Origin of the sequence: Sedimentibacter sp. MB31-C6 (assembly GCF_035934735.1) — a bacterium.
Lineage (GTDB): Bacteria > Bacillota > Clostridia > Tissierellales > Sedimentibacteraceae > Sedimentibacter.
The window spans coordinates 361,097-387,939 of record NZ_CP142396.1; the positions used below are offsets into that span (position 1 = coordinate 361,097).

25 protein-coding genes, 1 riboswitch and 1 other annotated feature are annotated in these 26,843 nt (G+C 30.1%); of the genes, 5 read left to right on the forward strand and 20 right to left on the reverse strand.

The window, feature by feature from the left end; translation table 11 throughout:
- Positions 1-23 precede the first annotated feature (23 nt).
- The 3 genes from U8307_RS01800 to U8307_RS01810 are packed head-to-tail and all read right to left on the reverse strand — an operon-like array spanning position 24 to position 2,898.
- On the reverse strand, positions 24-806 hold the full coding sequence (locus U8307_RS01800) for an ABC transporter ATP-binding protein (protein WP_326909691.1): 783 nt from the start codon (positions 804-806) through the stop codon (positions 24-26).
- Position 807: 1 nt separating this feature from the next.
- Entirely contained in the window at positions 808-1,812 is a 1,005-nt protein-coding gene (locus tag U8307_RS01805) for a FecCD family ABC transporter permease (RefSeq protein WP_326909692.1), read from the reverse strand.
- Positions 1,813-1,836: 24 nt separating this feature from the next.
- The gene (locus U8307_RS01810) at positions 1,837-2,898 is read right to left on the reverse strand and encodes an ABC transporter substrate-binding protein (RefSeq protein ID WP_326909694.1); all 1,062 of its coding nucleotides are present in this window, start codon (positions 2,896-2,898) and stop codon (positions 1,837-1,839) included.
- A gap of 130 nt (positions 2,899-3,028) precedes the next feature.
- Positions 3,029-3,205, reverse strand: a riboswitch (cobalamin riboswitch).
- Positions 3,206-3,530: 325 nt separating this feature from the next.
- On the opposite strand from U8307_RS01810, the gene U8307_RS01815 reads away from it, so the two are divergent.
- Positions 3,531-4,802, forward strand: coding sequence for a glycosyltransferase family 2 protein (locus tag U8307_RS01815; protein ID WP_442985527.1), 1,272 nt, complete (start codon positions 3,531-3,533; stop codon positions 4,800-4,802).
- Between the two features lie 54 nt (positions 4,803-4,856).
- Here the strand turns inward: U8307_RS01815 and orr are convergent, their stop codons facing one another.
- From orr to U8307_RS01855, 8 genes are all read right to left on the reverse strand, one after another.
- The gene (orr, locus tag U8307_RS01820; RefSeq protein WP_326909698.1) at positions 4,857-5,924 is read right to left on the reverse strand and encodes an ornithine racemase Orr; all 1,068 of its coding nucleotides are present in this window, start codon (positions 5,922-5,924) and stop codon (positions 4,857-4,859) included.
- A gap of 10 nt (positions 5,925-5,934) precedes the next feature.
- Positions 5,935-7,290: a GlmL-related ornithine degradation protein gene (locus U8307_RS01825; RefSeq protein ID WP_326909700.1), complete on the reverse strand. Its 1,356-nt coding sequence runs from the start codon at positions 7,288-7,290 to the stop codon at positions 5,935-5,937.
- Positions 7,290-9,485 carry a D-ornithine 4,5-aminomutase subunit OraE gene (gene oraE / locus U8307_RS01830; RefSeq protein ID WP_326909702.1) on the reverse strand — a complete coding sequence of 732 codons (2,196 nt, stop codon included), beginning with the start codon at positions 9,483-9,485 and terminating at the stop codon, positions 7,290-7,292. Before oraE ends, U8307_RS01825 begins: the two co-directional genes overlap by 1 nt.
- Before the next feature lie 13 nt (positions 9,486-9,498).
- On the reverse strand, positions 9,499-9,849 hold the full coding sequence (locus U8307_RS01835) for an ornithine aminomutase subunit alpha (protein ID WP_326909704.1): 351 nt from the start codon (positions 9,847-9,849) through the stop codon (positions 9,499-9,501).
- A 37-nt stretch (positions 9,850-9,886) separates the two neighbouring features.
- Complete coding sequence (gene ortB, locus U8307_RS01840; protein WP_326909706.1) at positions 9,887-11,287, reverse strand: 2-amino-4-oxopentanoate thiolase subunit OrtB; 1,401 nt, start codon at positions 11,285-11,287, stop codon at positions 9,887-9,889.
- Positions 11,280-11,585 (reverse strand): 2-amino-4-oxopentanoate thiolase subunit OrtA, encoded by a 306-nt coding sequence (ortA, locus tag U8307_RS01845; RefSeq protein ID WP_326909708.1) that lies wholly within the window; start codon positions 11,583-11,585, stop codon positions 11,280-11,282. Before ortA ends, ortB begins: the two co-directional genes overlap by 8 nt.
- A 78-nt stretch (positions 11,586-11,663) precedes the next feature.
- Positions 11,664-12,722: a 2,4-diaminopentanoate dehydrogenase gene (gene ord / locus U8307_RS01850; protein ID WP_326909710.1), complete on the reverse strand. Its 1,059-nt coding sequence runs from the start codon at positions 12,720-12,722 to the stop codon at positions 11,664-11,666.
- A 447-nt stretch (positions 12,723-13,169) separates the two neighbouring features.
- Complete coding sequence (locus tag U8307_RS01855; protein WP_326909713.1) at positions 13,170-14,564, reverse strand: sigma-54 interaction domain-containing protein; 1,395 nt, start codon at positions 14,562-14,564, stop codon at positions 13,170-13,172.
- Positions 14,565-14,686: 122 nt separating this feature from the next.
- Here U8307_RS01855 and U8307_RS01860 point away from each other — a divergent pair, with 122 nt between their 5' ends.
- A complete protein-coding gene (locus tag U8307_RS01860; protein ID WP_326909715.1) occupies positions 14,687-15,172 on the forward strand; it encodes an S-ribosylhomocysteine lyase in 486 nt (161 codons plus the stop codon).
- A gap of 56 nt (positions 15,173-15,228) precedes the next feature.
- On the opposite strand, the gene typA is transcribed toward U8307_RS01860, so the two are convergent.
- The 3 genes from typA to trpS all read right to left on the reverse strand — a co-directional run bounded on the left by typA (position 15,229) and on the right by trpS (position 19,393).
- Entirely contained in the window at positions 15,229-17,046 is a 1,818-nt protein-coding gene (typA, locus tag U8307_RS01865; RefSeq protein WP_326909717.1) for a translational GTPase TypA, read from the reverse strand.
- A 156-nt stretch (positions 17,047-17,202) separates the two neighbouring features.
- Positions 17,203-18,366 (reverse strand): amidohydrolase, encoded by a 1,164-nt coding sequence (locus U8307_RS01870; protein ID WP_326909719.1) that lies wholly within the window; start codon positions 18,364-18,366, stop codon positions 17,203-17,205.
- A gap of 25 nt (positions 18,367-18,391) precedes the next feature.
- Entirely contained in the window at positions 18,392-19,393 is a 1,002-nt protein-coding gene (gene trpS / locus U8307_RS01875; protein WP_326909721.1) for a tryptophan--tRNA ligase, read from the reverse strand.
- Between the two features lie 63 nt (positions 19,394-19,456).
- Positions 19,457-19,653: a binding site (T-box leader), on the reverse strand.
- A gap of 125 nt (positions 19,654-19,778) precedes the next feature.
- Between trpS and U8307_RS01880 the strand changes: the two genes are divergently transcribed.
- Positions 19,779-20,627, forward strand: coding sequence for a DegV family protein (locus tag U8307_RS01880; protein ID WP_326909723.1), 849 nt, complete (start codon positions 19,779-19,781; stop codon positions 20,625-20,627).
- Between the two features lie 44 nt (positions 20,628-20,671).
- Positions 20,672-21,187, forward strand: a complete 516-nt coding sequence (cobO, locus tag U8307_RS01885) for a cob(I)yrinic acid a,c-diamide adenosyltransferase (RefSeq protein ID WP_326909724.1) — start codon at positions 20,672-20,674, stop codon at positions 21,185-21,187.
- Between the two features lie 19 nt (positions 21,188-21,206).
- Here the strand turns inward: cobO and U8307_RS01890 are convergent, their stop codons facing one another.
- The gene (locus tag U8307_RS01890; protein WP_326909726.1) at positions 21,207-21,908 is read right to left on the reverse strand and encodes a hypothetical protein; all 702 of its coding nucleotides are present in this window, start codon (positions 21,906-21,908) and stop codon (positions 21,207-21,209) included.
- 127 nt (positions 21,909-22,035) lie between these two features.
- Positions 22,036-23,373 (reverse strand): S-layer homology domain-containing protein, encoded by a 1,338-nt coding sequence (locus tag U8307_RS01895; RefSeq protein ID WP_326909728.1) that lies wholly within the window; start codon positions 23,371-23,373, stop codon positions 22,036-22,038.
- A 188-nt stretch (positions 23,374-23,561) separates the two neighbouring features.
- Here U8307_RS01895 and rlmH point away from each other — a divergent pair, with 188 nt between their 5' ends.
- Positions 23,562-24,041 carry a 23S rRNA (pseudouridine(1915)-N(3))-methyltransferase RlmH gene (gene rlmH / locus U8307_RS01900; RefSeq protein ID WP_326909730.1) on the forward strand — a complete coding sequence of 160 codons (480 nt, stop codon included), beginning with the start codon at positions 23,562-23,564 and terminating at the stop codon, positions 24,039-24,041.
- A gap of 94 nt (positions 24,042-24,135) precedes the next feature.
- On the opposite strand, the gene U8307_RS01905 is transcribed toward rlmH, so the two are convergent.
- The 4 genes from U8307_RS01905 to U8307_RS01920 are packed head-to-tail and all read right to left on the reverse strand — an operon-like array spanning position 24,136 to position 26,820.
- Complete coding sequence (locus U8307_RS01905) at positions 24,136-25,014, reverse strand: LiaF transmembrane domain-containing protein (protein ID WP_326909732.1); 879 nt, start codon at positions 25,012-25,014, stop codon at positions 24,136-24,138.
- Positions 25,001-25,771: a hypothetical protein gene (locus U8307_RS01910; protein WP_326909734.1), complete on the reverse strand. Its 771-nt coding sequence runs from the start codon at positions 25,769-25,771 to the stop codon at positions 25,001-25,003. The genes U8307_RS01905 and U8307_RS01910 overlap by 14 nt, the downstream gene beginning before the upstream one ends.
- Entirely contained in the window at positions 25,761-26,273 is a 513-nt protein-coding gene (locus tag U8307_RS01915) for a hypothetical protein (protein WP_326909736.1), read from the reverse strand. Before U8307_RS01915 ends, U8307_RS01910 begins: the two co-directional genes overlap by 11 nt.
- Entirely contained in the window at positions 26,260-26,820 is a 561-nt protein-coding gene (locus U8307_RS01920; protein WP_326909738.1) for an RNA polymerase sigma factor, read from the reverse strand. Before U8307_RS01920 ends, U8307_RS01915 begins: the two co-directional genes overlap by 14 nt.
- Positions 26,821-26,843: the final 23 nt, after the last annotated feature.

The window sequence follows — 26,843 nt, forward strand, 5'->3', positions numbered from 1 at the left end:
ATCAACTAAGCACTTGCTATATATTATGCTATAGTTTTTCTAGGTATAAAGAACGGACAATTATTAATTTTATCATCATATATGTCTGCATCTATCCTAAAAATATCTTTCAACAAACAACTGCTAATCACATTTTCTGGTTCACCAAAATCACATAACTCACCATTATTTATAACTAATATTTTATCAGAATACCTAGCGGCTTGATTTAAATCATGTAAAACCATAACAACAGTAAGACCTAATGTTTCATTTAATTCTTTAATTAATTCTAAAACTTCCAACTGGTAAGATATATCTAAAAAAGTTGTAGGTTCATCTAATATTAAAATTTTAGGCTTTTGTGCCAATGACATAGCAATCCAAGCCCTCTGACGCTCCCCGCCAGAAAGTGTTATAACAAACCTTTTTCTCATATCCTGTAACCCTGTTTTCTCTAATGCCCAATCTATAATATCTTTATCTTCTTTCCCTAACCTTTTACCAAATTTAATATGAGGATATCTACCATAAGAAACTAATTCCTCTATTGAAATATCAGAAGATACATTTTTTACTTGTGGCAAAACTGCTAGTTCTTGAGCTATATCCTTTGTTTTTTTCTCTTTTATATTAATTTTATCTAAAAAAATATCACCACGAGATATTTTCAAACATCTGCTAACCGCTTTTATTAACGTAGATTTTCCAGAACCATTTGGACCTATTATTGTAGCAATTTCACCAGTATTAATGTGGAAACTAACATCCTTAACTATTTTTTTATCAGTATATTTAACATCTAAGTTCTTTACTGTTAATTCCATTTTAATTCTTCTCCCTTCTTCTAAGCAAATATAGAAAAAACGGTGCTCCTAATGCTGACATTATAATTCCAACAGGTATTTCCATAGGGGCAAAAATTACCCTCGATATGGTATCACAAATAACTACTATGCTAGAACCTGTAAAAATTGTTGCAGGCAATAAATACCTATAATCTGATCCGATAAACAGCCTCGTAATATGTGGCACAATCAGTCCAACAAATCCTAGTAGTCCTGCTACACTCACCGCTGCCCCTGCGAGTAAAGAAGAAATTATAATAAATAAAAATCTTGTTTTCTCTACATTTATTCCGAGTCCAGTTGCAACCTCATCACCTAACATAAGTATATTTAATTTATTGGGTATAAATAACAATAATATTATACCAATAGTAGCATATGGAAATATTGTCGATACATGTTTCCAATTAGTAGCAGATAATCCTCCAACCATAAATCCAATTATTCCTGAAACCTTATCTGGATAAAATGTCATAATAGCATTAGTTCCTGCCCCTAAAAGTGATGAAACTGCTACCCCAGCTAATATAAGTCTCATTGGAACTACTCCTTCTTTCCATGCAAGAAAATAAATTAGAAGAGTAGCTAATAAAGCTCCCACAAATGCTCCTGCAGGAGCTAAAAAGTAATAACTAGGAAAAATTATAAGCACAATCAAAGTTAAAAGACCTGCACCTGCAGAAACTCCGATAATATTTGGTCCTGCCAAGGGGTTTCTCATCACACCTTGTAATATCGCCCCTGATAAAGCAAGACATGTTCCTACCAATGCTGCAACAATAGTTCTTGGTAATCTAACATTCCATATTATTTGATAATTCACAGTAGCTTCTTCAAATAAAACTGCATTTAATATTTCTTTAAATGATATCTTGACGGCTCCGTTGCCGATACTTATAAAAAAACTCAACACAGCTATAATTATAAAGATTAATAATATAAGCTTTTTCTTGATGCCTTCCTGCTTTGTATTGCTGCTATTCATTATGCCTAATCTCCTTAATTACTTTTATTTATATACCTCTGGATAAAGAATCTCAGCTAAACCTTGGTACGCCTCTGGATATCTATCATTTGGCTTATACATATATAAATCCTTTGGTAAAACTATATATTTATCATTCTTTACTGCTTTTAAAGAAGCCCATGCTGGATTATCTTGTGCATCAGTTTTTAATCTTTCCATTATTTTTTCATGGTCACTTCCCATAGTTTGTACAAATATAAAATCTGGGTCTTCTTGAATTATTTTTTCCATACTAAATACCTTAGCATTTGATGGATCTGTTTGTGTATCTGATATGTTAATTGTATTTAAATCTTTTAACATTTCACCAACCATTGATTCAGAATTTCTTACAGTAAGACTTTTAGCTGATGCAAACAATATAAGAACTTTATAATTTTCATCTGTTGGTGCTTTTTCAACTATTTCATCAACACCTTTTTTTACTTTATCCATTTGTTCTTTATACAAATCTTCTCTTCCAGTAATTGCAGTGAATAACCTTACTGATTTATAATAATCCTCTAAGTAATCATTCTTAATTGCTATAACTTGTATATTATTTTCTTTTAATGTAGGAATCATTTCTGTTTGTCCACTAAATCCACTTGTCATGATTACTAATTCAGGCTGAAGTGCTAATACTTTTTCTAAACTTGGAGCTCCTGATGTTCCAACTACTTCAGCTTTTAGAGATTCTTCAACTGGTTTTTCTTCTGATTCTTCTACTCTTCCTACAACTTCTCCACCACAACTATAATAAATATCTAAGTACGAATTGTATAAGCATACTACTCTTTCAGGATTCTTTTTAATAGATACCATTTCTCCTGTATAATCTTCGAAAGTAACATATTCTTCATTTATAGTAACTCCATATTCAGAAACAACTTCATTATTTGCTGGTGTTTCTGTTGTATTGTTTTCTTCTTTGTTGCTTTCTTCTGTACTAGGTGCTGAAGTTTCAGGAATAGCTTCATTTGAATTATCCTTGCTACACCCTGTGATTAATGTAATTAGCATTAAAGCTATAATTAATAATGCTAAAAATTTAGTTTTTTTCATTTTCTTCTCCAAACAATTAATATCATTTTTTAACTAAACAAAATCTTCATATAAATAAAAAAACCATAGCCGTACGGCTATGGTTAATATGCTGAATAAACATAAAAATAATAACTTCCCACCGAAGACTTATTCATAAAATTCATAGGCAGGTCTCCTGACTTATGGATTAACCTACTCTCAAAACCTTCCCAGAAAGTGCTCCAGTGGTATACTTTGATTTCGTTCCAATTACAGTAGCGGGGGCTGCAGCGGATTTTAACCGCTTTCCCTTTTAATCATATAAACCTATAATTTTTATTATTTAATTTTCAAATTCTTGTATTCATTGTTATGATTTCTCAATTGAGTAATTAAACTCTATCATAACTGTTTTTTAATGTCAAGAAAATTCTTTTAAACCCAGCTCTGAAAATTCTCACTTTTTAAAAATTTGTTGCTGAATTTATTACTATCTTTCTCAATAAGCATAAACAGTAAAAATAGTGGAATACTAATAATATTTCTATTAATCTTTAAATGTAAAATATAAAAATCGTTTTCACCAAAATTAAAGTAATGTTAAGAATTAATTAATTGATATAATTAACAAAAATGCTATATTACAAGCATAAAGAAGTTTATTTGACTGAATGGAGGTAATTGATTTGTTATCATTTATTAGTTTATTTAATTTAACTATATTTTTATTGTTTACAGGATTTTACTTATATCAAATATATTATATACCAATTTCATTATTTAATAAGGGTAATGACTACATTTCTAAGGAAAATCATAAATATGCTGCAGTAATAGCTGCAAGAAATGAAAGTGCCGTTATAGGGCAATTAATTAATAGTATAAAAAAGCAAAAATATCCGGCATCTTTAATTGATATATATGTTATAGCAGATAATTGTACAGATAATACTGCTAATATTGCTAGAAGTGCAGGTGCTTTTGTATTTGAAAGGTTTAACAAAAATAAAGTTGGTAAGGGATACGCTTTAGATTATGCTTTTAAAGCTATTATGAATAACGATAAACACTATGATGGGTATTTTGTTTTTGATGCTGATAATTTGTTAGATGAAAATTACATAGCTGAAATGAACAAAGTATTTGACAATGGTTATAAAGTTGTAACAAGTTACAGAAACTCTAAAAACTATGATACAAATTGGCTATCCGCTGGGTACTCATTATGGTTTTTAAGAGAAGCAAAGTATTTAAATAATTCAAGGATGTTACTAAAAACTGGATGTGCAATATCAGGAACTGGATTTTTAGTTCATAATGATATAATTAAGAAAAACAACGGATGGAAACATCACTTATTAACTGAAGATATCGAATTTTCTATTGATTGTGCTATACAAGGAGAAACTATTGGATATTGTGGTGATGCAGTATTATATGATGAACAACCATATATTTTTGAACAATCTTGGAACCAGCGATTACGTTGGGCTAAAGGATTTTATCAGGTGTTTGGTAAATATGGTAAAGATTTAGTAAAGTGCATTATATTTAAAAAAAGCTTTTGTTGCTTTGACATGCTTATGACAATAATGCCAGCTCTTTTTCTATCATTATTTAGTGTTGCTGTAAATTTGACATTATTAACTATTGGTATGTTAAATATCGGAACCTCTACAATTATTGTAAAGGAAACAACAAATGCCATTATTATGTCTTCTGTAAATTCTTATTTAGTATTTTTTATGTTAGGGCTTTTAACTACAATAACTGAATGGAATAAAATAAATACAACACCTATAAAGAAAATAAAATATGTGTTTACATTTCCATTTTTCATATTCACTTATGTTCCTATTTCAATAGTAGCATTATTTAAGAAGATTGAATGGAAGCCTATAACACATAATATAGCAAAATCAATTGAAGAAGTAAGTCAGTAAGTAAAGAATCTATAAAGGGTGCAAACTATGTTTACACCCTTTATATTTTTTCTTTTATATATATTTTTTATCTACATAACTACTTGTTGTGGCTCTCAATAAACTAGAATAACTAAGCTTAAAGTTTACTATATCTCCAACTTTATAATTTTTATCAGATTCAGTAACGTCCAATATCAAGTGGTCTGAACTAGCACCTAGTATATCAATTTTAGAGTCTATAGGATGCAGGTTGTCAGAATCTATATCCTGTCTACCTACTGCTATTATGGCCCTTTTTATTATTCCTCTGTCTTCATATACAGGTTTATTCCCAAAGGCATCAACTCCTGTTTCACCAATAGGAACTGATTGTTTTTCTTTAAGTTCGATAATCTCTGCTTCTAACACAAAAGCATCATCGCAGAATCCTTCCAGCATATTACTGTAAGCAGTTTCATTACCTAATAAAAATGCCTCACCTACTCTTAAATTGTTTATTTCCTTTGGTAATTCATTTCTTTCAATTAAATAAACAGAACTTGAATTACCGCCAGAAATCATTTCTAACTTAACATTAAATCTTTTCTCAATTTTATGTGCAGTATCAACTAATACTGATAAATTTTCATTTTTAGGAATAACAGCACCATAACATGTTAAATTAACACCAAGTCCAAAAAAATCAATATTATTAAACTTAAGTATTTCTTCAACTGTTTGATAGATTTCATCTTCATTTTTATAGAATATACCTTCTCTTAAGTCTCCTAAATCTATCATAAGCAATACTTTATGCTTTTTCCCTTGTCGCTCTGCTGCATCATTTAGTTTTTGAATTGTTTTAATTTCAGAATTCAATGATATGTCTGCAAAACGAACAACATCATCTGCTTCAGACCCCATAGGCAGCCTTAATAATACCTTTTCTTTTTTTGAATTCACATAATTTTTAAGATTTTGAATGCGTGAATCAGCCAAATAATCTATTTTAGAATCTTCTAGTATTTTATAAATTTCAAGATCAGCACAGTATCCTTTTGTCACTATCATAAGAGAGCACCCTGCGCCCTTAACAATCTCAGTTATTTTATCCAGGTTGTTTTTAATTTTATTTAAATCAATTACTAATCTTGGAAACATGACTTTCTCCTTATATAATTCTTAAGCTTTTCTTCATCAAAAGAAGTGCATCTGAAGGATAACTTTTAGAAAGAACACCTAAAGAAGAAAAGATATAATCTTCATCAATCAATACTTTAGCAGTTTCTGTTGGATACAGTTCCTGCTCTTTTCCATGAACTTTAACTTCTTCTAATATTCTTTTATTCCCAGGTAATCTTGTAAGAGCTCCACCTGTTCCTATAATAAACTTTATAGCTGTTAAATCCTTTCCTTCTGCAACAGTCTTCTTCCCTGATGCTGTATAAAAGTAGCGTAAATGTCCTGCATGTCTTTCCAAAGATGTAAGCACAGCTTCTTTTGTAAGTATTTCAACAAACTCTTTTTCCCTATCATTAATAGGTATTGGTTTATAATTTGCTAATAATTCGTTTACATCAGGAAATTCTTTTGTCAAATTATCTATTCCAATCTTTTCAACAACATGGTTTACATTAACGTAAACACCTAAGTCTCCTTCAACTGTTCTTTTAGCAATGGGTTCTGGACTTATTAAAATTGAGTTAATCTCTTCAGAACCTTGAGTTACAGAATGAACGTCTGTAGTAGCTCCACCAACATCAAATATAATTAAATCACCTAAGTCTTCTTTTAAGACTTTTGCTGCTTCCATTACTGCACCTGGCGTAGGAATAATAGGCCCTTTAACTAAATCTCGTACCTTTGACATTCCAGGAGCATGTATAATATGTTCTTCAAAAGCATCTTGAATTATTTTCCTTGTGGGTTCTACAACAAGAGTGTCAATTTTAGGATATACATTTTCAACTATATAAACTTGATTCTCTGCTTCTTCGCACATCAACTTTACTTCTTCCTGATTTTCAATGTTACCGGCATAAATAATAGGAATTTTTAATCCCATGGAAAGTATCATTTCCAAATTGTATAGAGCTGTATCTCTTTCACCATAATCAACACCACCAGCAACAAGCATAATATTTGGATTAATCTCTTGTATCTTTTTCAAATCTGTTCTTCTCAATTTACCAGAGGTTATCATTTTAATAATACCTCCTGCACCAAGAGCTGCTTCTTTTGCAGCACGAACAGTCATATCATATACAAGACCATGGACAGTCATTTTTAACCCGCCTGCAGCACTACTTGTAGCCAGCATATCATCCCATGTTATATTATCAGCTTTAAGATTTTCCTTTAAACTGTTTATAGCACCATTGAGCCCTACCGTAACATCACCATTTAAGACAGTGGTAGGCGCCTGCCCCTGTCCAGCAAAAACTGGACTGGGAGTGCCTATTCCATTGAATGCATTGACTACTGTAGTGGTACTTCCAATTTCAGCTACCAATACGTCAATTTTCACTATTTATTCATTTCCCTTCTTCTTTTAACTAAGAAACTTGCTACATCAATACCATGACTTCCTCTTCCAAAACCAGCGTCAAGGCCAGCTTCAACAGCAATTTCATTACTTACTTGAGTTCCACCGCAAATTATCATAACTTTATCTCTTATACCTTTTTCGATACAAAGATTATTAATTTTTTTCATATTTTTTACATGAACATCATCATGAGTTATTATTGTACTTACTAAAATAGCATCTGCATTTGTTTCAATAGCAGCATCTACTAATTTTTCAACTGGACAAGAAGTTCCAAGATATTCATACTTAATACCAAAACCTTCTATACCACCATGTTTGATATCTAATGTTTCTTTCAATCCAACTGAGTGTTCATCTTCTCCTACAGTTGCAGCTACAACAAACATTGATTTATCTTGAATATCCTTTCTAATTTCAGCTTCAGAAAGCACTTCTATTTTTTCTGGTATAATTAACTCATTTACATCGATATCAAAATTAACTCTTCCTTTTATTTCTACATAAGTTCCTTCCGAAGGATGCATTACTTGTTTGTGAACAACTGTTACATCTTCTAGTCCCATTTTCTCACCACATTTAATTCCAGCAAATTCTGCTGTTCTTTCATCTACAGGTAAGAAAATTGAAAGTAATACTGTTCCATCAGCTCTCCATTCAACTTCAGGTTTTACAAGATTTGAATCATAATATTTATTTGCTTCTTCAAGTCTATTGTTTACATTATCATTTTCATCTAATTCATCGATATAAATTATCTTTGAATGATCTTCAAATGTATCTCCACCTATTGCATCACTAGCTTTAGTAAATTGTGTTGGAACTTTGTTATATCCATAATGTACAGATACAGGAGCGAAATAGTCTTCATCTCTTTCATAAATAAATCCATATCCAATACCGCCTTCAATTTCTCTTGCGATACCATCTCCATTTCTTTCTGGATATTTACCACTATCTACAAAGAATCCTTGTTCAACAGCTTTAAAGTAGCCACCTACTTCAATCATTTCTTCCATGAACAATATTGCTCTTTCTTTTAATTCACGTACATCTTTACCAAGTACACCATCTCTATCTAACTTAACTAATTCTCTAAATCCATCCATTCCAGTCAAAGCTTGCTTAGCTGTCATTACACCTGCAATATTATTGTAATGCCATGGAACATTTCTTCCTTCATCAGGAGTTATAGTAGATTGAATATCAGCACTTGTCAATCTTGAAATAACCATATTCAAAGTATGAGTAACAGCTGCTTCTCTAGTATCAGATTCCATATACTTAGTATTTTGTTGAGCTCTCATTTTATATTCTCTAAATAAATCACGTAAAGCAACTGCATATGGCATATCAAGCCTCATACATGGCGCTGGAGGTGCAGTAGGAGGTACAGTTGATAACGCAATATTTTCTGGTTTAATTCCAATTTTTCTTGAGAATATACTATTAATTGCATGCTGTACCATTAATTCTGGCATTACTTTCCATGCTTGCATTGCTGTAGCATTTGCATTATGTGCACCATCAATTTGAAGCATTCCAGCCCAAGCCATAACTTTTTTAGCTTCACAAGCGTCAACAAAACTTCTAACCATATTAATATTTCTATATAATATATTGTATTGAGGATCTTGATGAGCTCCATTTACTCCTTCTTCAGCAAACATAACAGCTATATCTGGTCCTGCTACTCCTGAAATATAAGAATGGAAATTAATAGGACGACCAACTTCATCTTCTATTAAGTCTAACGCCTTTCTGCTTGCTCTTACTTGCTTTCTAGTAACCATTATACCACCAATACCTTGGTTTGTACCTTCAAGCAATGAATCTATATGTGACTGTCCTGCTGTTCTAATAACCATTATGTGATCAGCTCCATGCCAAGCAGCCATACGCATTCTTCTTATATCATCTTCAAATCTACCTGAAGCTATTTCAGTAGTAATAACACAATCTGGTTGTGGGTCTATATATCCAAAACCTCTGCTTCCAGGTAAAGGAACAGAATTCTCAAGTGCTTCTGAAGCTTCATGATATTCAAAATCACCTATGTTTCTTGGTTCATTACTTCCTTCTCTCCATGTCCAGTTACGTCTTCTAGGTTCATATTTATCTAAATCTTTTAATAGTTCTTTTATATCTATCTTTTTGTTAGGATCTAATTTCATCTAAATACCCTCCTTAAAATAATGTATCTACATCGTCCCAGTGTCTACCATTAGCCAATTCCAAACCAGCTTCACGTACAGAAACACCGAGTTTTTGTGATAATTTCCATACAACATTACCAGCACCTTTGCCCATTAAACCTTTATTCATAACACCTTCTACAATTGGTTTAACTTCAAGACTAGAAAATCCCATCCTTAATAAAATACTTCTTTCCACAGATGGTGTTGTATTTTTTCTTCCTAATTCTAGAAGAGGGTCAACTATTTGTTCTGCTAAATTCCAAAACTTCTCATATAATTGTTCATCTGTAAGATTAGCTAAATGAGTTCTTCTTTGTTCAAAATCGTCAGCTCTTTTCATATTTACTCCTCCGTTATTTTATATTTTTTATTCTTTATTATAAAGAAGCTATAACATTTTTTACATAATCAACATTTGTTTTAGTTTCAACAGCTAAAAATTCTAAATCTTCTGCTGTTGGAGTTACATTGTACGTTTTTATAGCATTCTTAATTAATGATTTTCTCATATGATCTAAATCTGCATCTTGTGCTTTTATCTTAGAAGGATGCGATGGTAAAATAATATTTTTACCTGGTACTTCATCCTTTGGATCACCAAATAATATTTCTATACCATTTTCTCTCGCAAATGATAATTGAGGTTGAATGTGCTTTCCTGCTCCTGTATACTCTGTTTCTTGTACAACAATCATTTGATCTTCATCCATTTCTTGTGCTAAAGAGAATGCTGCTGTTAATGCTGTATTTCCTGCTGGACCTTTTTCTAATCCTTCAAGACTCGCTAATGCTTCTGTTATATAAAACACTTCTCCTTGATGTATAGTCAAATATCTATCCATATATCTTAATGGTCTTGCTGCAGATCGTGGAACATCCGATCTATCTGGCCATGTTGAAAATGGCATTCCAAATCCTGTATGTCCAGTTGTAAATGATTTTTTATTGAACTGTATATCTGAAGCCATATGTAATCCTGACAAATCTACACTAGCTCCTACTATCTTAGTTTCAGCTCCGGCTTTTCTAAGTCCTCTTGCTGTTCCTGTTAAGTTTCCTCCACCTGCATTTGTAGCCATTACTACATCTGGATCTTTTCCATATTTTTCTCTGAATTGCATTGCAATTTCATATCCTAATGTTTCAACGCCTGCTATACCAAATGGTGTATATAGTGATGCATTAAAGTAACCTGTTTCTTCTAATAATACTAAAAATGAATAGAATAATTCAGGTCCAACAGATAATTGTACTACTTCTGCCCCTAATGCTTCACATTTTCTTGCTTTTTCAATTATTTCTGGCTGACCTACACCTCTTGAATCATAACATTCTTGAACTACTATACATTTTAACCCTGCTATAGCTGCCTGGGATGCAACTGCTGCACCATAATTACCGCTTGTTGCTGCAATTACACCTTTGTAACCTAGTTTCTTTGCATGATATACAGCTGTTGCTGCTCTTCTTGCTTTAAAACTTCCTGATGGATTTGAAGCTTCATCTTTTATAAATATTCTTGCTCCTTTTCCTGGAGCTGCGCATTTTCTTGCTAAAGCTGTTAAATTTCTTAGTTCTAAGATTGGAGTATTTCCTACTCCTGTTTGTCCTTGTATCTGTTGTATTTCTTCTAGTGTATAACCTGCTTCTTTCATCATTTTTTCATAATCAAAAGCTATTGATCCACTTTCAAATTTAGAGAAGTCAATTTTAGTTGATTGTTTCATTATTTCTGATTTTCTTTCATTGACTGCTGCATAACTCATATCTTTACTCATTATCAGCACCTCCAAACAATATATCTCTTACTTGTTCGTTTACTTTTAATAGTTCTGGAACAAATTTACCAAAATCATGTTTATAGTATGGATTTACTTCTAACAACTTACCTTTTTCTATACGTTTTGTTCTCGTTAAAACTGTAACTTCATCTCCAATATTTGCATCTTCCTGCAAATATCCTTTTACCCACAACTCTAACGGTACTCTTTTTGTATCGTCGGGTACTTGAGGTGCTCTTGCTGATGGCTCCATAACTATTCTATGAATTAAAACCCATTCACCTTTTTTAATCATTATTACACTTCCTTACTATTTTATTGAATTTTTCATATTTTCTATTATCACACAATCTCTAAGTCTCTCATCACAAATTTATTTAACTATTTTACATTCAGGATCAATTCTATCTCTCATGTCACCCATTATTGCCCTTGGTACTGGTAATGAAATCATAGTTTGTAATCCTGCTTTAGCATTTATTATTTGAGGTATCATATTTACAACCATTGCTATTGTTCCAATTCCACCTGGCACCTCTGGTGAGTTAACCATATTAATATCTGGAGTTCCTTTTATTATTACGTAATCACCAGTATTTACACCTACTTGTTCTGGTTCAATTTGTTGTGGATGATCCATTTCTATTTTAACTTCTCCGTCAATATATCCATAACCTTTCATAGCAACTCCAGCTACATCTCCTGCCTTTGCAAATCCATAAGGAGCTTTTCTGTCAACATCAGTTACTATTGGATCCATCGATTGAGTAACCTTATCAACATTCCAACCAATTGCTTCAGCTATCATATTAATTGATTCATGAAAACCAACGTGTCCAGCCATTGTACCATCTTCTACACGTTTTTTGAATTCATCTACTCCTAAACCAATACCTTGTTCTTCCATAACAGTAGGTCCAAATGGTGATAAACTATTAACTCTTCTTGAAACTACATGATCAATAGATTCACAACATCCAGTCATAACTACTACTAAAAGGTCCATAATTAAACCAGGATTAATACCTGTTCCAAGTATTGATACTCCATTAGCTTTTGCTAATTCATCGATTTGTTTAGCTAATTCAGGTTCTTGTGCTTGTGGGAAGGCCATTTGTTCAGCACTAGAAATTACATTTATCTTTTTCTCTAAAACAAACTTAAACTTATCAAAAGCATTTCTTGTAAAAGAATCTGTAACACATAAACAAACATCAGCGCATCTTTCTTTAATTACTTCTTCAGGAGTTCCGACTATAACATCTGCCCTATTGCCTCTTTCAACTCCAACTAACTCATACATACTTTTACCAAGTTTAGCACCTATATCTATAGCACCTACAATTTCAACGCCTTTTTTCTTTAATAGCATTTTTGCCATACCAGAACCCATTGCACCCAAGCCCCAAATAATTACTTTTACATTTTGCATTTGTATACCTCCATAATTTAAATAAATTTTATTTTTTGATTTATATTATATATAAATATCTATAATTAATATATAGCAATAACTATGCCATTTAAATTTAAGTATTTTTATAAATTCTTACTTAAAGCCTTAATCCGTCATTTTTGAACTATAAATAATTTTCCCACTATTTAATAATTAATACAAGTATTAATTATTAATAAAAATTCAAATCGGTATATTTATAAAAAAGCAAAAATATTTGCTGCTTGTGCAAATATTTTTGCTTTTTTATATTTTTTATTATATAGGAAAGTTCTCCTTTCCTATATAATAAAAAACGAGGATTGCAAAGGACGGAACGTCCTTGCCGTTAAGGGGGGTGCTCAGTAAAAATGCTTTAATAAAGCATTTTTACGCCGAAGGGGGACATAGGTCCCCCTAGCGGGTGTTGCGAAGCAACTCTTTTTATCTTATCTTATATTTTTTAATTTTATGTTGTAATGTTTGTCTTTTTATTTTTAATTTCCTAGCAGCATTTGTTATGTTGAAATTATATTCTCCTAAAGTTTTAATTATAATATCCTTCTCTAAATTACTTAAATATGAATCCATTCCTACTTCTTCAATATCTTTAATACTATATACTGAACTAAACCTATCAGTTTCATGTATATTTAAATGTTCTACTGTTATCTCATATTCTTCATCATCTGCCATACTCATTGCAGCCATTATTATATTCTCCAACTCTCTTACATTACCAGGATAATCATAATTAAGAAGTTTTTCTTTAGCTTCATCATTTAATTTTAAATCTCTTTTAGCAAATCTCTCTTTATGTTTATTGATAAACATATCAGAAAGAATTAATATATCATCTTTTCTCTCTCTAAGTGGTGGAATGTAAAGAGGAATTATATTTAGTCTATAAAACAAATCCTTCCTAACCTTTCCATTTTCTAATATATACTCAGGAGATTCATTGCTAGTAGTAATTATTCTCACGTCTATTGGTATATCCTTAGTACCTCCTACACGCCTTATATAATTTTCTTGTAATACCCTTAAAAGTTTCCCTTGTAACTCATAAGGCATAGAATTAATTTCATCTAAAAGAAGGGTTCCACCACTTGCTTGTTCAAAAAGTCCCGATCTATCAACGGCTCCTGTAAATCCCCCTTTTGTTGTTCCAAATAGCAAACCTTCTAATAAAGATTCAGGAAGTGCTGCACAATTTTGTGCAATAAAAGGCTTATCCCTTCTAAGTCCTTCATAATGTATACTTTGTGCTATTAACTCTTTACCTGTTCCTGTCTCACCATAAATAAATACCGAAGCTGAATTTTTGGAAGCTTTTTTCGATTTTTCTATAATTTCTACAAAGTTGCTACTACGTCCAATAATATTATTAAAGTTATACTTTTTAACTTTTTTAGATTTAGCTTTTGCAGGTTTTTCTATTTCATTTTGTAGTTTTAATATTTTATGTGACATTTCTTGTATTTTAGTAATATTTTTTGCAACTTCTGCAGCGGCAACGATTTCATTATCTATAATTACTGGAAAAGTAGTATTTATTGTAGTGATTTCCCTGCCATCCTTATTTAAATAAGTTTGTTTTTGTTCAGTAGTCTTTGTTCTCGTCTCTAAAGCCTTTAGTAATGTACTATTTTCGCTGTTTAAATTACCAAAAACTTCACTGAAGGGTTTTTTTAATACATCCTTAGTTTCCATCTTTTCCAACTTTGACATTGAATCATTATAAATTATCGTATTTCCATGTTTATCTAAAACGTGTACACCCTCATCAACTAACTGCAAAATTTTTTGCAGTATAGCCATGTACTCTTTTGCTTTCATTATATCCTCCATTTTTGGATTATATTTTATTATAGCATATAAATAATGGATTTTCAATCTTGGTAGTTTACATTTGCGACTTATCAGTGTAAAATTATATAATAAATAGTAAGGAGACCAATATGAAAAAAATAGAGAGTTTTCAAGTAAATCATTTGAATTTAAAACGAGGTATCTATGTTTCAAGAAAAGATGTAGTTGGAGAAAACATTATAACTACTTTTGATTTGCGAATGAAAGAACCAAATAAAGAACCTGTTATTAATACAGCTGAACTTCATGCAATGGAACATTTAGGAGCAACTTTCCTTAGAAATCATTCTATTTATGATGAACTTACTGTATATTTTGGACCTATGGGATGTAGAACTGGTTTTTATGTTATTTTTAAAGGTAACTTAGATTCTAAAGATGTAGTGGATATAATTAAAGAAATGTTTGAATTTATTAAAAATTATGAAGGTGATTTGCCAGGAGCTGATGCAAAATCCTGTGGAAATTACTTAGATATGAATCTTAACATGGCTAAATATGAGGCTGCTAAATATTATGATGAAGTACTATGTAATCTAAAAGAAGAAAATTTAAATTATCCAAATAATATTTGATGTAGGGGATGCATTGTATGCATCCCAAATTGAGCATGCAATACGTCCCCCAACAATTAATTAGTTTTTAATCTGTTTCCTTGTTTTCTTCTTTCTATTTCACTTAAATATCTTTTTCTTACTCGAATGTTGTCAGGTGTTACTTCAACAAGTTCATCATCATTTATAAATTCCAAAGCTGTTTCTAATGTCATAATTCTAGGTGGTGCAAGCTTTATAGCATCATCTGCCCCAGATGACCTTGTATTAGATTGTTTTTTTGCTTTAGTAGGATTTACTACAATATCCTCCCCACGAGCATTCATTCCTATAATCATACCTTCATATACTTTTTCACCGGGACTTATAAATAAAGTTCCTCTACTTTCTAAATTATTGAGAGAATATGCAATAGCTTCCCCTTGATCATTAGAAACAAGAACTCCGTTTGTTCTTTGTGGTATTTCACCTTTATATTTATCGTAATGATCAAAGCTTCTTACCATAGTTCCTTCGCCTCTAGTATCATTTATAAGTTCAGTTCTATAGCCGAGAAGACCTCTAGTTGGAACCATATATTCTATTTTTACATAATTTCCATCTGGAGTCATTGATTCCATCATACCTTTTCTTAAGTTAAGCTTTGATATTACAGATCCAGAATATTCTTCTGGAACATTCACTATAACTCTTTCAATAGGCTCTTTAACTACACCATCTTCCCGATGTAATATTACCTCTGGTCTTGAGACTGATACTTCATATCCTTCTCTTCTCATATTCTCTAGAAGTATTGATAAATGAAGTTCTCCCCTTCCTGAAACTTTATAGCCATCTACACTCTCTAAAGGTTCAACTCTTAACCCAACATTTACTTCTAACTCTTTTTCAAGTCTTGCTTTTAAATGTCTAGTCGTAACATATTTACCTGACAATCCAACAAAAGGTGATGTATTAATTAAAAAATTCATAGATAATGTAGGTTCTTCAATTTTAATTGATTCCATTGGAACAACTTTATTTTCATTACATATAGTGTCACCTATTGATATGTTTGGAATACCGGAAATTACAATAATTTCGCCACTAGTAGCTTCAGTAACACTAATGCGTTTTAATCCTTCATAAACAAAAATATTTGATATTTTTTGTTTTTCAACACTTCCGTCGGCTTTTGCAACTGAAACTGTTTGACCTTCTTTAATAGTACCAGCAGTCACTCTACCAATACCAAGTCTTCCAATATAATCATCATAACCTAATGATGAAATTTGAGTTTGTAAATCATCATTATTTCTATTAGGATATGGGTCTACATGTTTAATTATAGTTTCAAATAAAGGATCAATATTTTCACTAGGTTGGTCTAACTCATACTGAACAATTCCCTCTTTTGCTATTCCATATAATATAGGAAAATCTAATTGTTCATCATTTGCATTTAACTCAACAAATAAATCGAAAACCATGTCAACTACTTCTTCAGCTCGATTATTTTTCTTGTCAATTTTATTTATTAATAATATCGGTTTTAATCCAATTTCTAAAGACTTCTGCAATACAAATCTTGTTTGTGGCATAGGTCCCTCTATAGAATCAACTAATAATATTACTGTATCTACAGTTTTCATAATACGTTCAACTTCAGATGAAAAGTCAGCGTGTCCAGGTGTATCTACTATATTTATTTTAATGTCATTATGCATAACTGAACAGTTCTTTGAATAAATGGTTATTCCTCTTTCCCGTTCTATGTCATTGGAATCCATTATTTGTTGTACTACTTCTTGATTCTCTCTAAATACTTTACTTTGTTGCAGAAAGGCATCTACTAAAGTGGACTTACCTGCATCTACATGTGCTATTACTGCTATATTAATTATTTCTTTCTTCATATTATCCTATCCTTTCATATACCTCAGATAGTTTATTCTTTTTTTTGATATTTTGCAAGTTTTTTTTATAAATATTCTAATATTTTTTATTAAATTCAAAAATGGAACGCATAAAATGCGTCCCCTAACAATTTACAACATAAATTCTTCTATTATTTACTTATTGCTATAAACTACTTTTCCATCGATTATAGTCATTTCTGTTTCATAGTTTAAATCTATTAAAGGATTGCCTCTAAATATTGCTATATCAGCATCTTTACCAACCTCTATACTACCAACTCTATCATCAATACCTATTATTTCTGCTGGATTAATAGTTATAGCCTTCCATGCGTCTTCTTCTGACAGCCCACCCTTAACTGCCAACCCAGCGCACATACTTAAATATTCTATAGGAATTACATTTGAATCTGTTATTATGGCAATTTTAATTCCTGCATCTACTAATATTTTAGGTGTTTCAAAGCTTTTATATTTCAATTCTACTTTTGACCTAGATCCTAATGTTGGTCCAACTAAACACGGCTTACCTTCTGCTGCTAATTCATCTACAATAAGATGGCCTTCAGTACAATGATCTAAAGTTATATTAACATCAAATTCTTTTGCAATACGTAATGCAGTAAAAATATCATCGGCTCTATGAGCGTGAGCCTTTAATGGTATTTCTTTTTTCATAACAGGAAGTAAAGCTTCCATCTTTAAATCATAATCTGGTCTTTTATCAGGATCATCCTTTGATTCTTCTATTTCTATCATATATTGTTTAGCTTCATACAAAGTTTCTCTAAGCATTGCTGCAACTGCCATTCTTGTTACTGGCGATTTATGTTGTTCACTATACACTCTTTTAGGGTTTTCTCCAAAAGCAATTTTTATAGCTACAGGATCTTTAATAATCATTTTATCAACTCTATTGCCATAAGTCTTCATAGCAAGGAACTGTCCACCTATTACGTTAGCACTTCCTGGTCCTGTAACAGTAGTAGTTACTCCTCCTCCTATAGCATCCTTAAAACTTTGATCCATTGGATTAATTCCATCAATTGCCCTAAGATGTGGTGTAATAGGCTCCACATCTTCATTTCCATCTTCACCTTCAAAGCCAATACCTTCTTCCCACATACCTATGTGGCAGTGTCCTTCAACTAAACCAGGTGTTACAAGGCAACCTTTTGCATCAATTATTTCAACATCAATGGGCACTTCTATATCTTTACCTACAGCTTTAATTTTACCATCTTCAATAAGAATTTGACCATTTTCAATATCTTCACCGGCCATAGTCTTTATAAATCCATTTTTTATTAGTATCATCATGTCCTCCTAATTTATTCAACAATTAAAATCTTGGAATAAATCCTACTTTTTTATATACTTTTCTTAATGTCTTTCTTGCTACTTTCTCTGCCTTCTCTGCACCAGATATATAAATTTTTTCTAAATAATCTTTATTTTTTAGTAAATAATCTATTTTATCTTGTATTGGACTTAACTCATTTATGATAATTTCTGCAATATCATCTTTAAACTTTGCATAACCCTTACCTTCATATTCTGATACAATTTCTTGTGATGATTTATTAGTTATTTTAGAATATATATTGATTAAATTTTTAACCCCAGGTTGAGTGTCATTATACCTAACAACTCCTTCTGAATCAGTTACTGCTCTTTTTAATTTTCTTCTTATTGCATCAGGTTTATCCATTAAAAGTATATATGAATTCTCATTAGCATCTGATTTAGACATTTTACTAGTTGGATCCTGAAGACTCATAATTTTTGCACCATCTTTAGATATAAAAGGTTCAGGTACTTTAAATGTTTCACTAAAACGATTATTAAATCTTTGTGCGACATCTCTAGTTAACTCAAGATGTTGTCTTTGATCTTCACCTACTGGAACTAAGTCTGTTTGGTAAAGTAATATGTCTGAAACCATAAGTGTTGGATATGTAAACAATCCAGCAGTTATAGCATTGCTTTCCATTTTCTTTGATTTATCTTTAAATTGAGTCATACGTCCCAATTCACCATAATAAGTAAAACAATTCAATACCCAGCTCAACTCTGCATGAGCAGCAACATGAGATTGAATAAATAATGTTACCAATTCAGGATCTAAACCTGCTGCTATATAGTTAGCTAACACCTCAAGGGTATTCTTTCTTAAATCTTTTGGCTCCTTTGGAACAGTTATAGCATGCATATTAACAACACAGTAATAGCAGTCATATTCATTTTGAAGATTAACCCAGTTCTTTAATGCTCCTAAATAATTACCTAATGTTAGTGAACCTGATGGCTGCATTCCACTAAATATAACTTTTTTATCCTCCATTTTTACCTCCTAATTTATAATACAAAAAATTTTTATTAAAACAAAAAAACGAGCTTTCTTCCACAAAAGGACGAGAAAACCCGTGGTACCACCTTAATTCCATTACGGCACTTTTTGTTTAACGCACAATACGTCTAAACCTACTTTTTTCAGTCAGAAACTCCTAAGTCCATTCATTAGTTTTCATGTACTGAATTCCACCATTTTTCAGCTCTCTAGAACATTTTTTACTAATTACTAATCTTAATCATAGTTTTAAAAATTATACTACAATAAAATATATTTGTCAAAAAAAAAATTATATTTCCATTTCTTTTCATTTTCTTTATGTACATTTAAGGTTTATGATATTATAATTATATTATTAGGATAAATGGAGGGATATATGAGTAATATAAAATTATTTTCTGATAGTACTTGCGACTTACCTTTTAGCGAAATCGAAAGAATGGATGTTGGGATAATACCATTAATTGTAACCTTCGAAGAAGATTCATTTCGAGATGGTATTGATATAACTCCAATTGATATGTTTAAAATGGTAAAAGAAAGAAAAATATTACCTAAAACATCTGCCCCTTCCCCAATAGATTTTTACAATAAATTTAAACCTTTTGTTGATGATGGTAAATCTGTTATATACATAGGATTATCTTCAAAAATTTCTACAACCATACAAAACGCAAAATTAGCTGCTGAACATCTTGGTAATGATAAAGTTCATATTATAGATTCATTAAATTTGTGTGGCGCAATAGGAGGATTAGTACGTAATGCTTACAATTTTGCCAATAAGGGAATGACAGCTGAAGAAGTAACAAAAGAAATTAGGAGAATTGTACCAAATTATAAGTTATTTTTCACAATTAATACTTTGGATTATCTACATATGGGTGGAAGATGTAGTAGTACAGAAGCAATTTTTGGAAACATGTTAGGTATTAAACCTATTATTAGCATGTCTGCTGATGGTTTAGATGTATGGAAAAAAACTAGAGGTAAAAAAAAGGCAATTAAAATAATGATTGACGAAGCTGAAAAAGATAAAGACAAAATTTTATTTGATGAAATACATCTTGCTTATGCTGTTGGTAATGAAAAAGAGGGACATGAAATAAAAAATCAATTAATTGAAAAAACAGGAATAACAAAATTTCATGAATATTCTATTGGATGTGTAATATCAAGTCATTGCGGAGAAGGCACTGTAGGTTTTGGCTATTATCTTAAATAAAAAAGTAAACTTGTTCAGCTAAATCTGAACATCGGAGGTGAAATATGAAAAAGGGTTATATTCATATATATACTGGTAACGGAAAAGGGAAAACAACCGCTGCCTTCGGACTGGCAGCAAGAGCTGTTTTATCTGGAAAAAAAGTCTTTATTGCACAATTTGTAAAAGATATGAAATATAATGAAACAAAATTAGAAAGTTATTTTGATAACCTAGTTATTAAACAATATGGCAAAGGATGCTTTATTAACGAGCTACCTAAAGATGAAGATATTCAAGCAGCAAAACAAGGATTAAATGAATGCAATGAAATACTTTCAAATGGGGATTATGACCTTATAATATTAGATGAAATTTTTATTGCTTTATATTTTAAACTTTTCAATGTTACTGATGTTATAAAAATATTAGAAAGTAAAGCATCTAATACAGAAGTAGTGTTAACTGGAAGATATGCACCTCAAGAGTTAATTGATATAGCTGATTTAGTAACTGATATGGTCGAAGTGAAACATTATTATAGCCAAGGAGTTTTATCAAGAGACGGTATAGATCATTAAAGCTGATAAATTATCAGCTTTATATTTTAATAAGATATGTTATAATTAAAAATATTACTTGTATAATTTCTATAATGAAGCCTTCTATTGAACTAGGAAGAAGCTTTATTTTTTTATCAATTATACTTACTATAGCACCAGAAACCATATAAGTTATTGATAGCGGAATTACTAATTTATAATTAAACAGTGAAGCCAATATAAAGGAAATGCTAAAAGCTACTATCTTGTGATATTTACTGCAATATTTCATTATAGTAGTGCCTTCTTTATTTCTTTTAAAAACTGTACTTAATATTATTAACCCACTATATCCTACGACAGGCATTATAATCAAAGATGTAATTGGAACAAGCCTTATAATTGTAAAATAAATTAAGCATAAAATTATTATCCCGATTATACCAGATATTTGTTCTGATTGATTTTTTGGTTTTATTATATAGTTTAAAGTTTTATATGTATCTTTAAAATTAGTTGTTTTAGTAATTATTATATAATATGTAATAATTAGTATGCTAACAAAAAAGTCATCATAAAAAAATTTTAATAGAGAAATAAGGTATGCGAAAAAACCTATTACTAAACCTAATAAGGGCAATAACATTATTCCATTTTTAAAATCTTCTTCATTGTATTCAGAATATATGGTAATATCAACACATGTGTACTTTTTAAGCATGATAACAATGCCAATTACAAAACTTCTTAAGTCCAACATTTATACTAACCCTCTTGTTATTTTTACCATTATAACATAAAAAATGAAGCAAATGAACAATAATTTTAGCTAGAAACAATAAAGCAGAGGCTACTCTGCTTTATTTATAATTTTATCATATGAACTTTTATAAAATATCACATACCCTATCTAGCATTATATATACTTCTTGATAAGTACAATATTCATAAGGCGTTAGTTTATTTCCATCACCTTTAATTATTTCCTTATTAACTGCAAAATACAAATACGGTTTATCTATATCACTTATACCTTTAATATCAGAAAATTCGACCTCTTCATAATTAGAAATATCTATTCCAAGTTTATCAATCATTAAAACTAAAAGTTTGGATGCTTCTAATCTTGTTATCGGAGTTCCTAAATTCAAATCGTCATCTTCTTGAATTAATCCAAATTTATATGCGTCGTAAATATATTCCTCGTATTTTGTAGAATTTATATTATATATTTTGTCTACTTTATCTTCAATTACTATTTCTCCATTAATTGGATTAAGCTTAATGCCTTTTTCAGGTATCACCATATCAAAACTATTGTAAAAGTCTTCTTCTCCTAATTTTTCCTTTGCCAATTTTATTAACAAAATATAAAAGTCTTCTTTTGTTATATAAGCTCCATATTTACCATCAAAATCGTCAGGTATTAATCCTTCTTCTGTCATAACACTAATTGTTTCCAGCGCCCATTTATCAGGTGTAGTGGGAACAGCTTCAAGCCATAGTTTTGTATCTCCCTTTATTGAATCAAAAGTTTCATCAAAGAGATTTGCTAAATATACTACCTTTTTATGTATTATTTCTTTTTTGCCATAATTAACATTTCTCAAATCATCTGGTTTAACTTCAACATACCATATTAAATCTGCAATATCATCATGCAAACTGTTTGCTGAATGTTTATTTACAAATACTTTATTATAATCCTTTCCCCACTTGCCATATTCATAACCATTATTTAGTAATTCAAAATCACTTTTTAATTTATCATAACTGTAAATTTCAATTAAATAATCGCCTATAAAATGACCTAATTCGTGTACTATTCCATCACTTGAAGTAGAGTAAGTTTTACCAAAATAATTGTTAGTCAAAATATTTATATACAAATTAATAGAATTATCAGTTAATTTATAATTAGCATTTAAATCAATAATATTTTCTTTTTCTTTAATAATAATATTTGTTTCTATACCTTTAGTTAAATAATAATCAGTTATTTCCTTAATTATACCTTCAAAGAATTTTTCTAAACTACATTCTAGTATTTTAAAACTTTCAATTAAATCATTTTCATTAATATTATCTGAAACTATTACATTCACACCATATTTATTTTCAATATTTTTTTGTATATCAACTGCCGATGAATCTAGTGCATAAACTTGACTATTTATTATGCAAATGAAAAAAACTATACATATTATTTTATTTAATAGTTTCATATTTTTTACCTCGATATTAAATTTGTATAAAGATAGTAAAAATATTATAGCATATTTAAATCTTTTCTTCAATGATTTTTTTGTAAACGTTTTTTTAGTTTCTTAATAATTTTATTGCTTTTAATTATAAATTTAGTATATTATTATATTATGCTATGTTTTTTATAAAATGAATAAGGTGGATTAAAATGAAATTAACAATAATCTCAGTTGGAAAAATAAAAGAGAAATTTTTTTCAGATGCAATAAAAGAATATACTAAAAGACTATCAAAATATTGCAAGCTTATAGAAGAAATCATACAAGACGAAAGAGCAGATGAAAATTTTTCTCATTCAGAAATTGAACAAGTCAAAATTAAAGAAGGAAATAAAATATTGAACAAAATTCCTAAGAATTCTTATGTTGTTGTCCTTGATGTAAAAGGAAAACAACTAAGCTCTGAAGAACTTGCAGACAAAATTAATACATTGGGTATAGACGGAAACTCTGATATAACTTTTATAATAGGAGGAAGCAACGGCTTATCACAGGACGTATTAGATATATCAAATTTTAAGTTATCCTTTTCCAAAATGACATTTCCCCACCAACTTTTTAAAATTATATTATTAGAACAAATTTACAGAGCCTTTAAAATAAATGCTGGCGAGACATATCATAAGTAGTACTATAACGTAGGGGACGCATTGATATGTAGAAGCTAGAAAACCACCAGCTTTCACAGCTGGTGGTTCTCTCTAACCCTGTAAGGGCATACCTTTAAACTTCATTTACTCTTATATTACTGCTATCAAGTATATTTATGACTTTGGTTCCATCACCTTTTACATACTCACCAAATTTATTAAATGACCATTTAATGTTACCGCTTAATAAATCTACAGAATCTACAAATGCTTTTATCGTAACATCTGATATTTTATCAAGTCTAATATTTATATTATCCACTCTGTCAAAGGTCCATTGATTCTTAAAATCATTGAATATTAAATCTAGATTATAGCAATTCATTACCTCTACATCAATATTATCAGGAAGAAATATATCAAGACTTCTCATATTTGAATAACTATAATTATTGTTTATATTATTTATTGAGTAAATATATAAAGTGTTTCCAGACTTTTCATAACTTATATTGTCCAAAGATGCTAATTTATCTGCCTCTTCTTTATTTACGGCATAAACATTCATTTTACTTACACCACTAATTTTATTGTCCTCTGTTGCTCTGATAACTATATTAGTTGCATCGTCAATAATTATCTTATTTATATTTTCATCAATTACATATTCATTTATAGATTTATCCATAATGTAATTTTCAGTTAGAAGTGTACTTTGTATTTTATGTGTTAAGCCGCTTTCGCTGATTGCAAATATTCCTATATTCATAAGTAATATAACTAAGATAATAAATATACTAAACAAATCATATTTTATTACTATTTCTTTATCCTTAGATAAATATCTATACCATAAAATTTCCAAACCTATTAAAATTAAAATCATAGGCCATATGTTTAATACCATGTTCAGAGCTGAAAACTTATTAATTTGTGATAAAAATAAAGTCACTCCGAATATTATTAAAATGATACTCATTGAAATGGTTCCTACTCGTTTAATCTTCATCATTATTCTCCTCTTCTGTTTCATCATATGAAGATGAACTTTTTTTATTTTTCATCAGCATATATATACCTACAAGTATAAAAATTAAAGACACTACAGTTGTTTGAATATATCTACGAATTTCATAATCAATCAGTGGATACAACACTCTTTCCATTATAATCAATACACCTATGCCAATTAATGCAAATCCAATCCATTCAGGCTTTATATTTGGAAGTAACAACACTTGGTCTTTCATCTCTTCCTGAGAGCCTTCAGCTATATGCATGGCATCAAAGAAACTATAAAACCATATTAATGGAAGTAAAAATAATAACATTGATACTCCTAACCACCCCATAAAGAATATAGAAAAGAAGAAGGACCCCATAATGATTAAGCCTTTTTTTTGATATCCAAGATACATATGACCAGCACCGGGTATAACTGAAAGTGCCAATGAAATACTTTTCTTATTTAATGTTTTATCTGGTATTTCTAACTTCTCAGCACTATTATACAACTGTTTTATCTCAATATATTTCCAACTTGAAAATACATCTATTAAAGCAATAAGCCATAATAAAAGATAGCCTATAATTGTAAGCACCAGAAATACTTCGGCATAGGTTATTATAGCTAAGCCTATCCCTCCTGTAACTCCTACTACTAGGAATATAAAAAATATCAAAGCTCTTTCCTTCAATCCAATATATAAATGTGCCAAACCAGGTATAAATGACAACATAAATGCTACAATTTTACTTTTATCTTTCATTATTAGTCCTCCTATTATTTATATTACTATTATCAATACTTAATAAAAAACTTGATGTAATGTCTACAATACTGTCAATACTGTTTGAAAACCCAGATATCATGTTTTGACGATTTTCTGTAATTTGCATAGAAGCAGAAATCCTTGGAACTGCATCTACCAAATCAACATAAAATCCGCCTAAAGTTAAAATTACAGTTACACTAGCAACTGCTGCATAATAACCAAATTGATAATTAAATGCTTTTTTTGCTTGCTTAATTTTCAGTCTACCTTTTTGTTTAACTTGTTTTACCTTTGGAATATTACTTATTATATTAGATGTAAAATCATCAGATATTATTTCACCGGCTTTTTCTTCTTCTTTTTCATCAACAAGGGATAAAAAAATTTCCATACATGTATTACAGTTATATAAGTGTTGTTCCATCTCTACCGACTTTTCCTTTGACAACATTCTATTTTTATAAAACAGCCACTCAATGTAATCATAATGTTTCATTTTCTTCCCTCCATTTCTCTTTTAATAATATCTTTGCTCTATAAAGTCTTGATGCTATAGTCTTTATAGGTACATCTTCTTCCTTAGCAATTACCTTATAAGATTTATCCTGAAAATAATACTTTTCAATAGCCACTCTATAGATTTCCGGCATATTGCTTAAGGCTCTTTTAAGCACCTCTTTTCTTTCCTTATCAACTAAAGATATTTCAGGATTATCATTATTAGATACTGAATTATCTATTAAATCAATTGTATTTTCATCTGCTTCTTCACGAAATTTACTCTTTTTTTTTCTTAACCAATCGATTGATTTATTAGCCGCTATTTTTCCTATCCAAGCCTTAAAATTTTCACTATTATAGGTTGAAAGTGAAGTATGGATTTGTAGAAAAACTTCTTGAGCAACATTTTCAGCCTCTCCATAGTCCTTTATGAAGTTCAATATAATAGCAAAAATATAATTCTTATAATTATTTACTATAATCGCAAAAGCTTTTTCATTACCATCTATCGATTCTTTTATTAACAAGCTCTCCCTTTCCATACCTCCCCTCCTTTCCGTACATA

Coding starts and splice junctions, on each gene's coding strand:
- U8307_RS01800 (WP_326909691.1), bottom strand. CDS start 806: ATGGAATTAACAGTAAAGAACTTAGATGTTAAATATACTGATAAAAAA.
- U8307_RS01805 (WP_326909692.1), bottom strand. CDS start 1,812: ATGAATAGCAGCAATACAAAGCAGGAAGGCATCAAGAAAAAGCTTATA.
- U8307_RS01810 (WP_326909694.1), bottom strand. CDS start 2,898: ATGAAAAAAACTAAATTTTTAGCATTATTAATTATAGCTTTAATGCTA.
- U8307_RS01815 (WP_442985527.1), top strand. CDS start 3,531: ATGGAGGTAATTGATTTGTTATCATTTATTAGTTTATTTAATTTAACT.
- orr (WP_326909698.1), bottom strand. CDS start 5,924: ATGTTTCCAAGATTAGTAATTGATTTAAATAAAATTAAAAACAACCTG.
- oraE (WP_326909702.1), bottom strand. CDS start 9,485: ATGAAATTAGATCCTAACAAAAAGATAGATATAAAAGAACTATTAAAA.
- U8307_RS01835 (WP_326909704.1), bottom strand. CDS start 9,849: ATGAAAAGAGCTGACGATTTTGAACAAAGAAGAACTCATTTAGCTAAT.
- ortB (WP_326909706.1), bottom strand. CDS start 11,287: ATGAGTAAAGATATGAGTTATGCAGCAGTCAATGAAAGAAAATCAGAA.
- ortA (WP_326909708.1), bottom strand. CDS start 11,585: ATGATTAAAAAAGGTGAATGGGTTTTAATTCATAGAATAGTTATGGAG.
- ord (WP_326909710.1), bottom strand. CDS start 12,722: ATGCAAAATGTAAAAGTAATTATTTGGGGCTTGGGTGCAATGGGTTCT.
- U8307_RS01855 (WP_326909713.1), bottom strand. CDS start 14,564: ATGAAAGCAAAAGAGTACATGGCTATACTGCAAAAAATTTTGCAGTTA.
- U8307_RS01860 (WP_326909715.1), top strand. CDS start 14,687: ATGAAAAAAATAGAGAGTTTTCAAGTAAATCATTTGAATTTAAAACGA.
- typA (WP_326909717.1), bottom strand. CDS start 17,046: ATGAAGAAAGAAATAATTAATATAGCAGTAATAGCACATGTAGATGCA.
- U8307_RS01870 (WP_326909719.1), bottom strand. CDS start 18,366: ATGATACTAATAAAAAATGGATTTATAAAGACTATGGCCGGTGAAGAT.
- trpS (WP_326909721.1), bottom strand. CDS start 19,393: ATGGAGGATAAAAAAGTTATATTTAGTGGAATGCAGCCATCAGGTTCA.
- U8307_RS01880 (WP_326909723.1), top strand. CDS start 19,779: ATGAGTAATATAAAATTATTTTCTGATAGTACTTGCGACTTACCTTTT.
- cobO (WP_326909724.1), top strand. CDS start 20,672: ATGAAAAAGGGTTATATTCATATATATACTGGTAACGGAAAAGGGAAA.
- U8307_RS01890 (WP_326909726.1), bottom strand. CDS start 21,908: ATGTTGGACTTAAGAAGTTTTGTAATTGGCATTGTTATCATGCTTAAA.
- U8307_RS01895 (WP_326909728.1), bottom strand. CDS start 23,373: ATGAAACTATTAAATAAAATAATATGTATAGTTTTTTTCATTTGCATA.
- rlmH (WP_326909730.1), top strand. CDS start 23,562: ATGAAATTAACAATAATCTCAGTTGGAAAAATAAAAGAGAAATTTTTT.
- U8307_RS01905 (WP_326909732.1), bottom strand. CDS start 25,014: ATGATGAAGATTAAACGAGTAGGAACCATTTCAATGAGTATCATTTTA.
- U8307_RS01910 (WP_326909734.1), bottom strand. CDS start 25,771: ATGAAAGATAAAAGTAAAATTGTAGCATTTATGTTGTCATTTATACCT.
- U8307_RS01915 (WP_326909736.1), bottom strand. CDS start 26,273: ATGAAACATTATGATTACATTGAGTGGCTGTTTTATAAAAATAGAATG.
- U8307_RS01920 (WP_326909738.1), bottom strand. CDS start 26,820: ATGGAAAGGGAGAGCTTGTTAATAAAAGAATCGATAGATGGTAATGAA.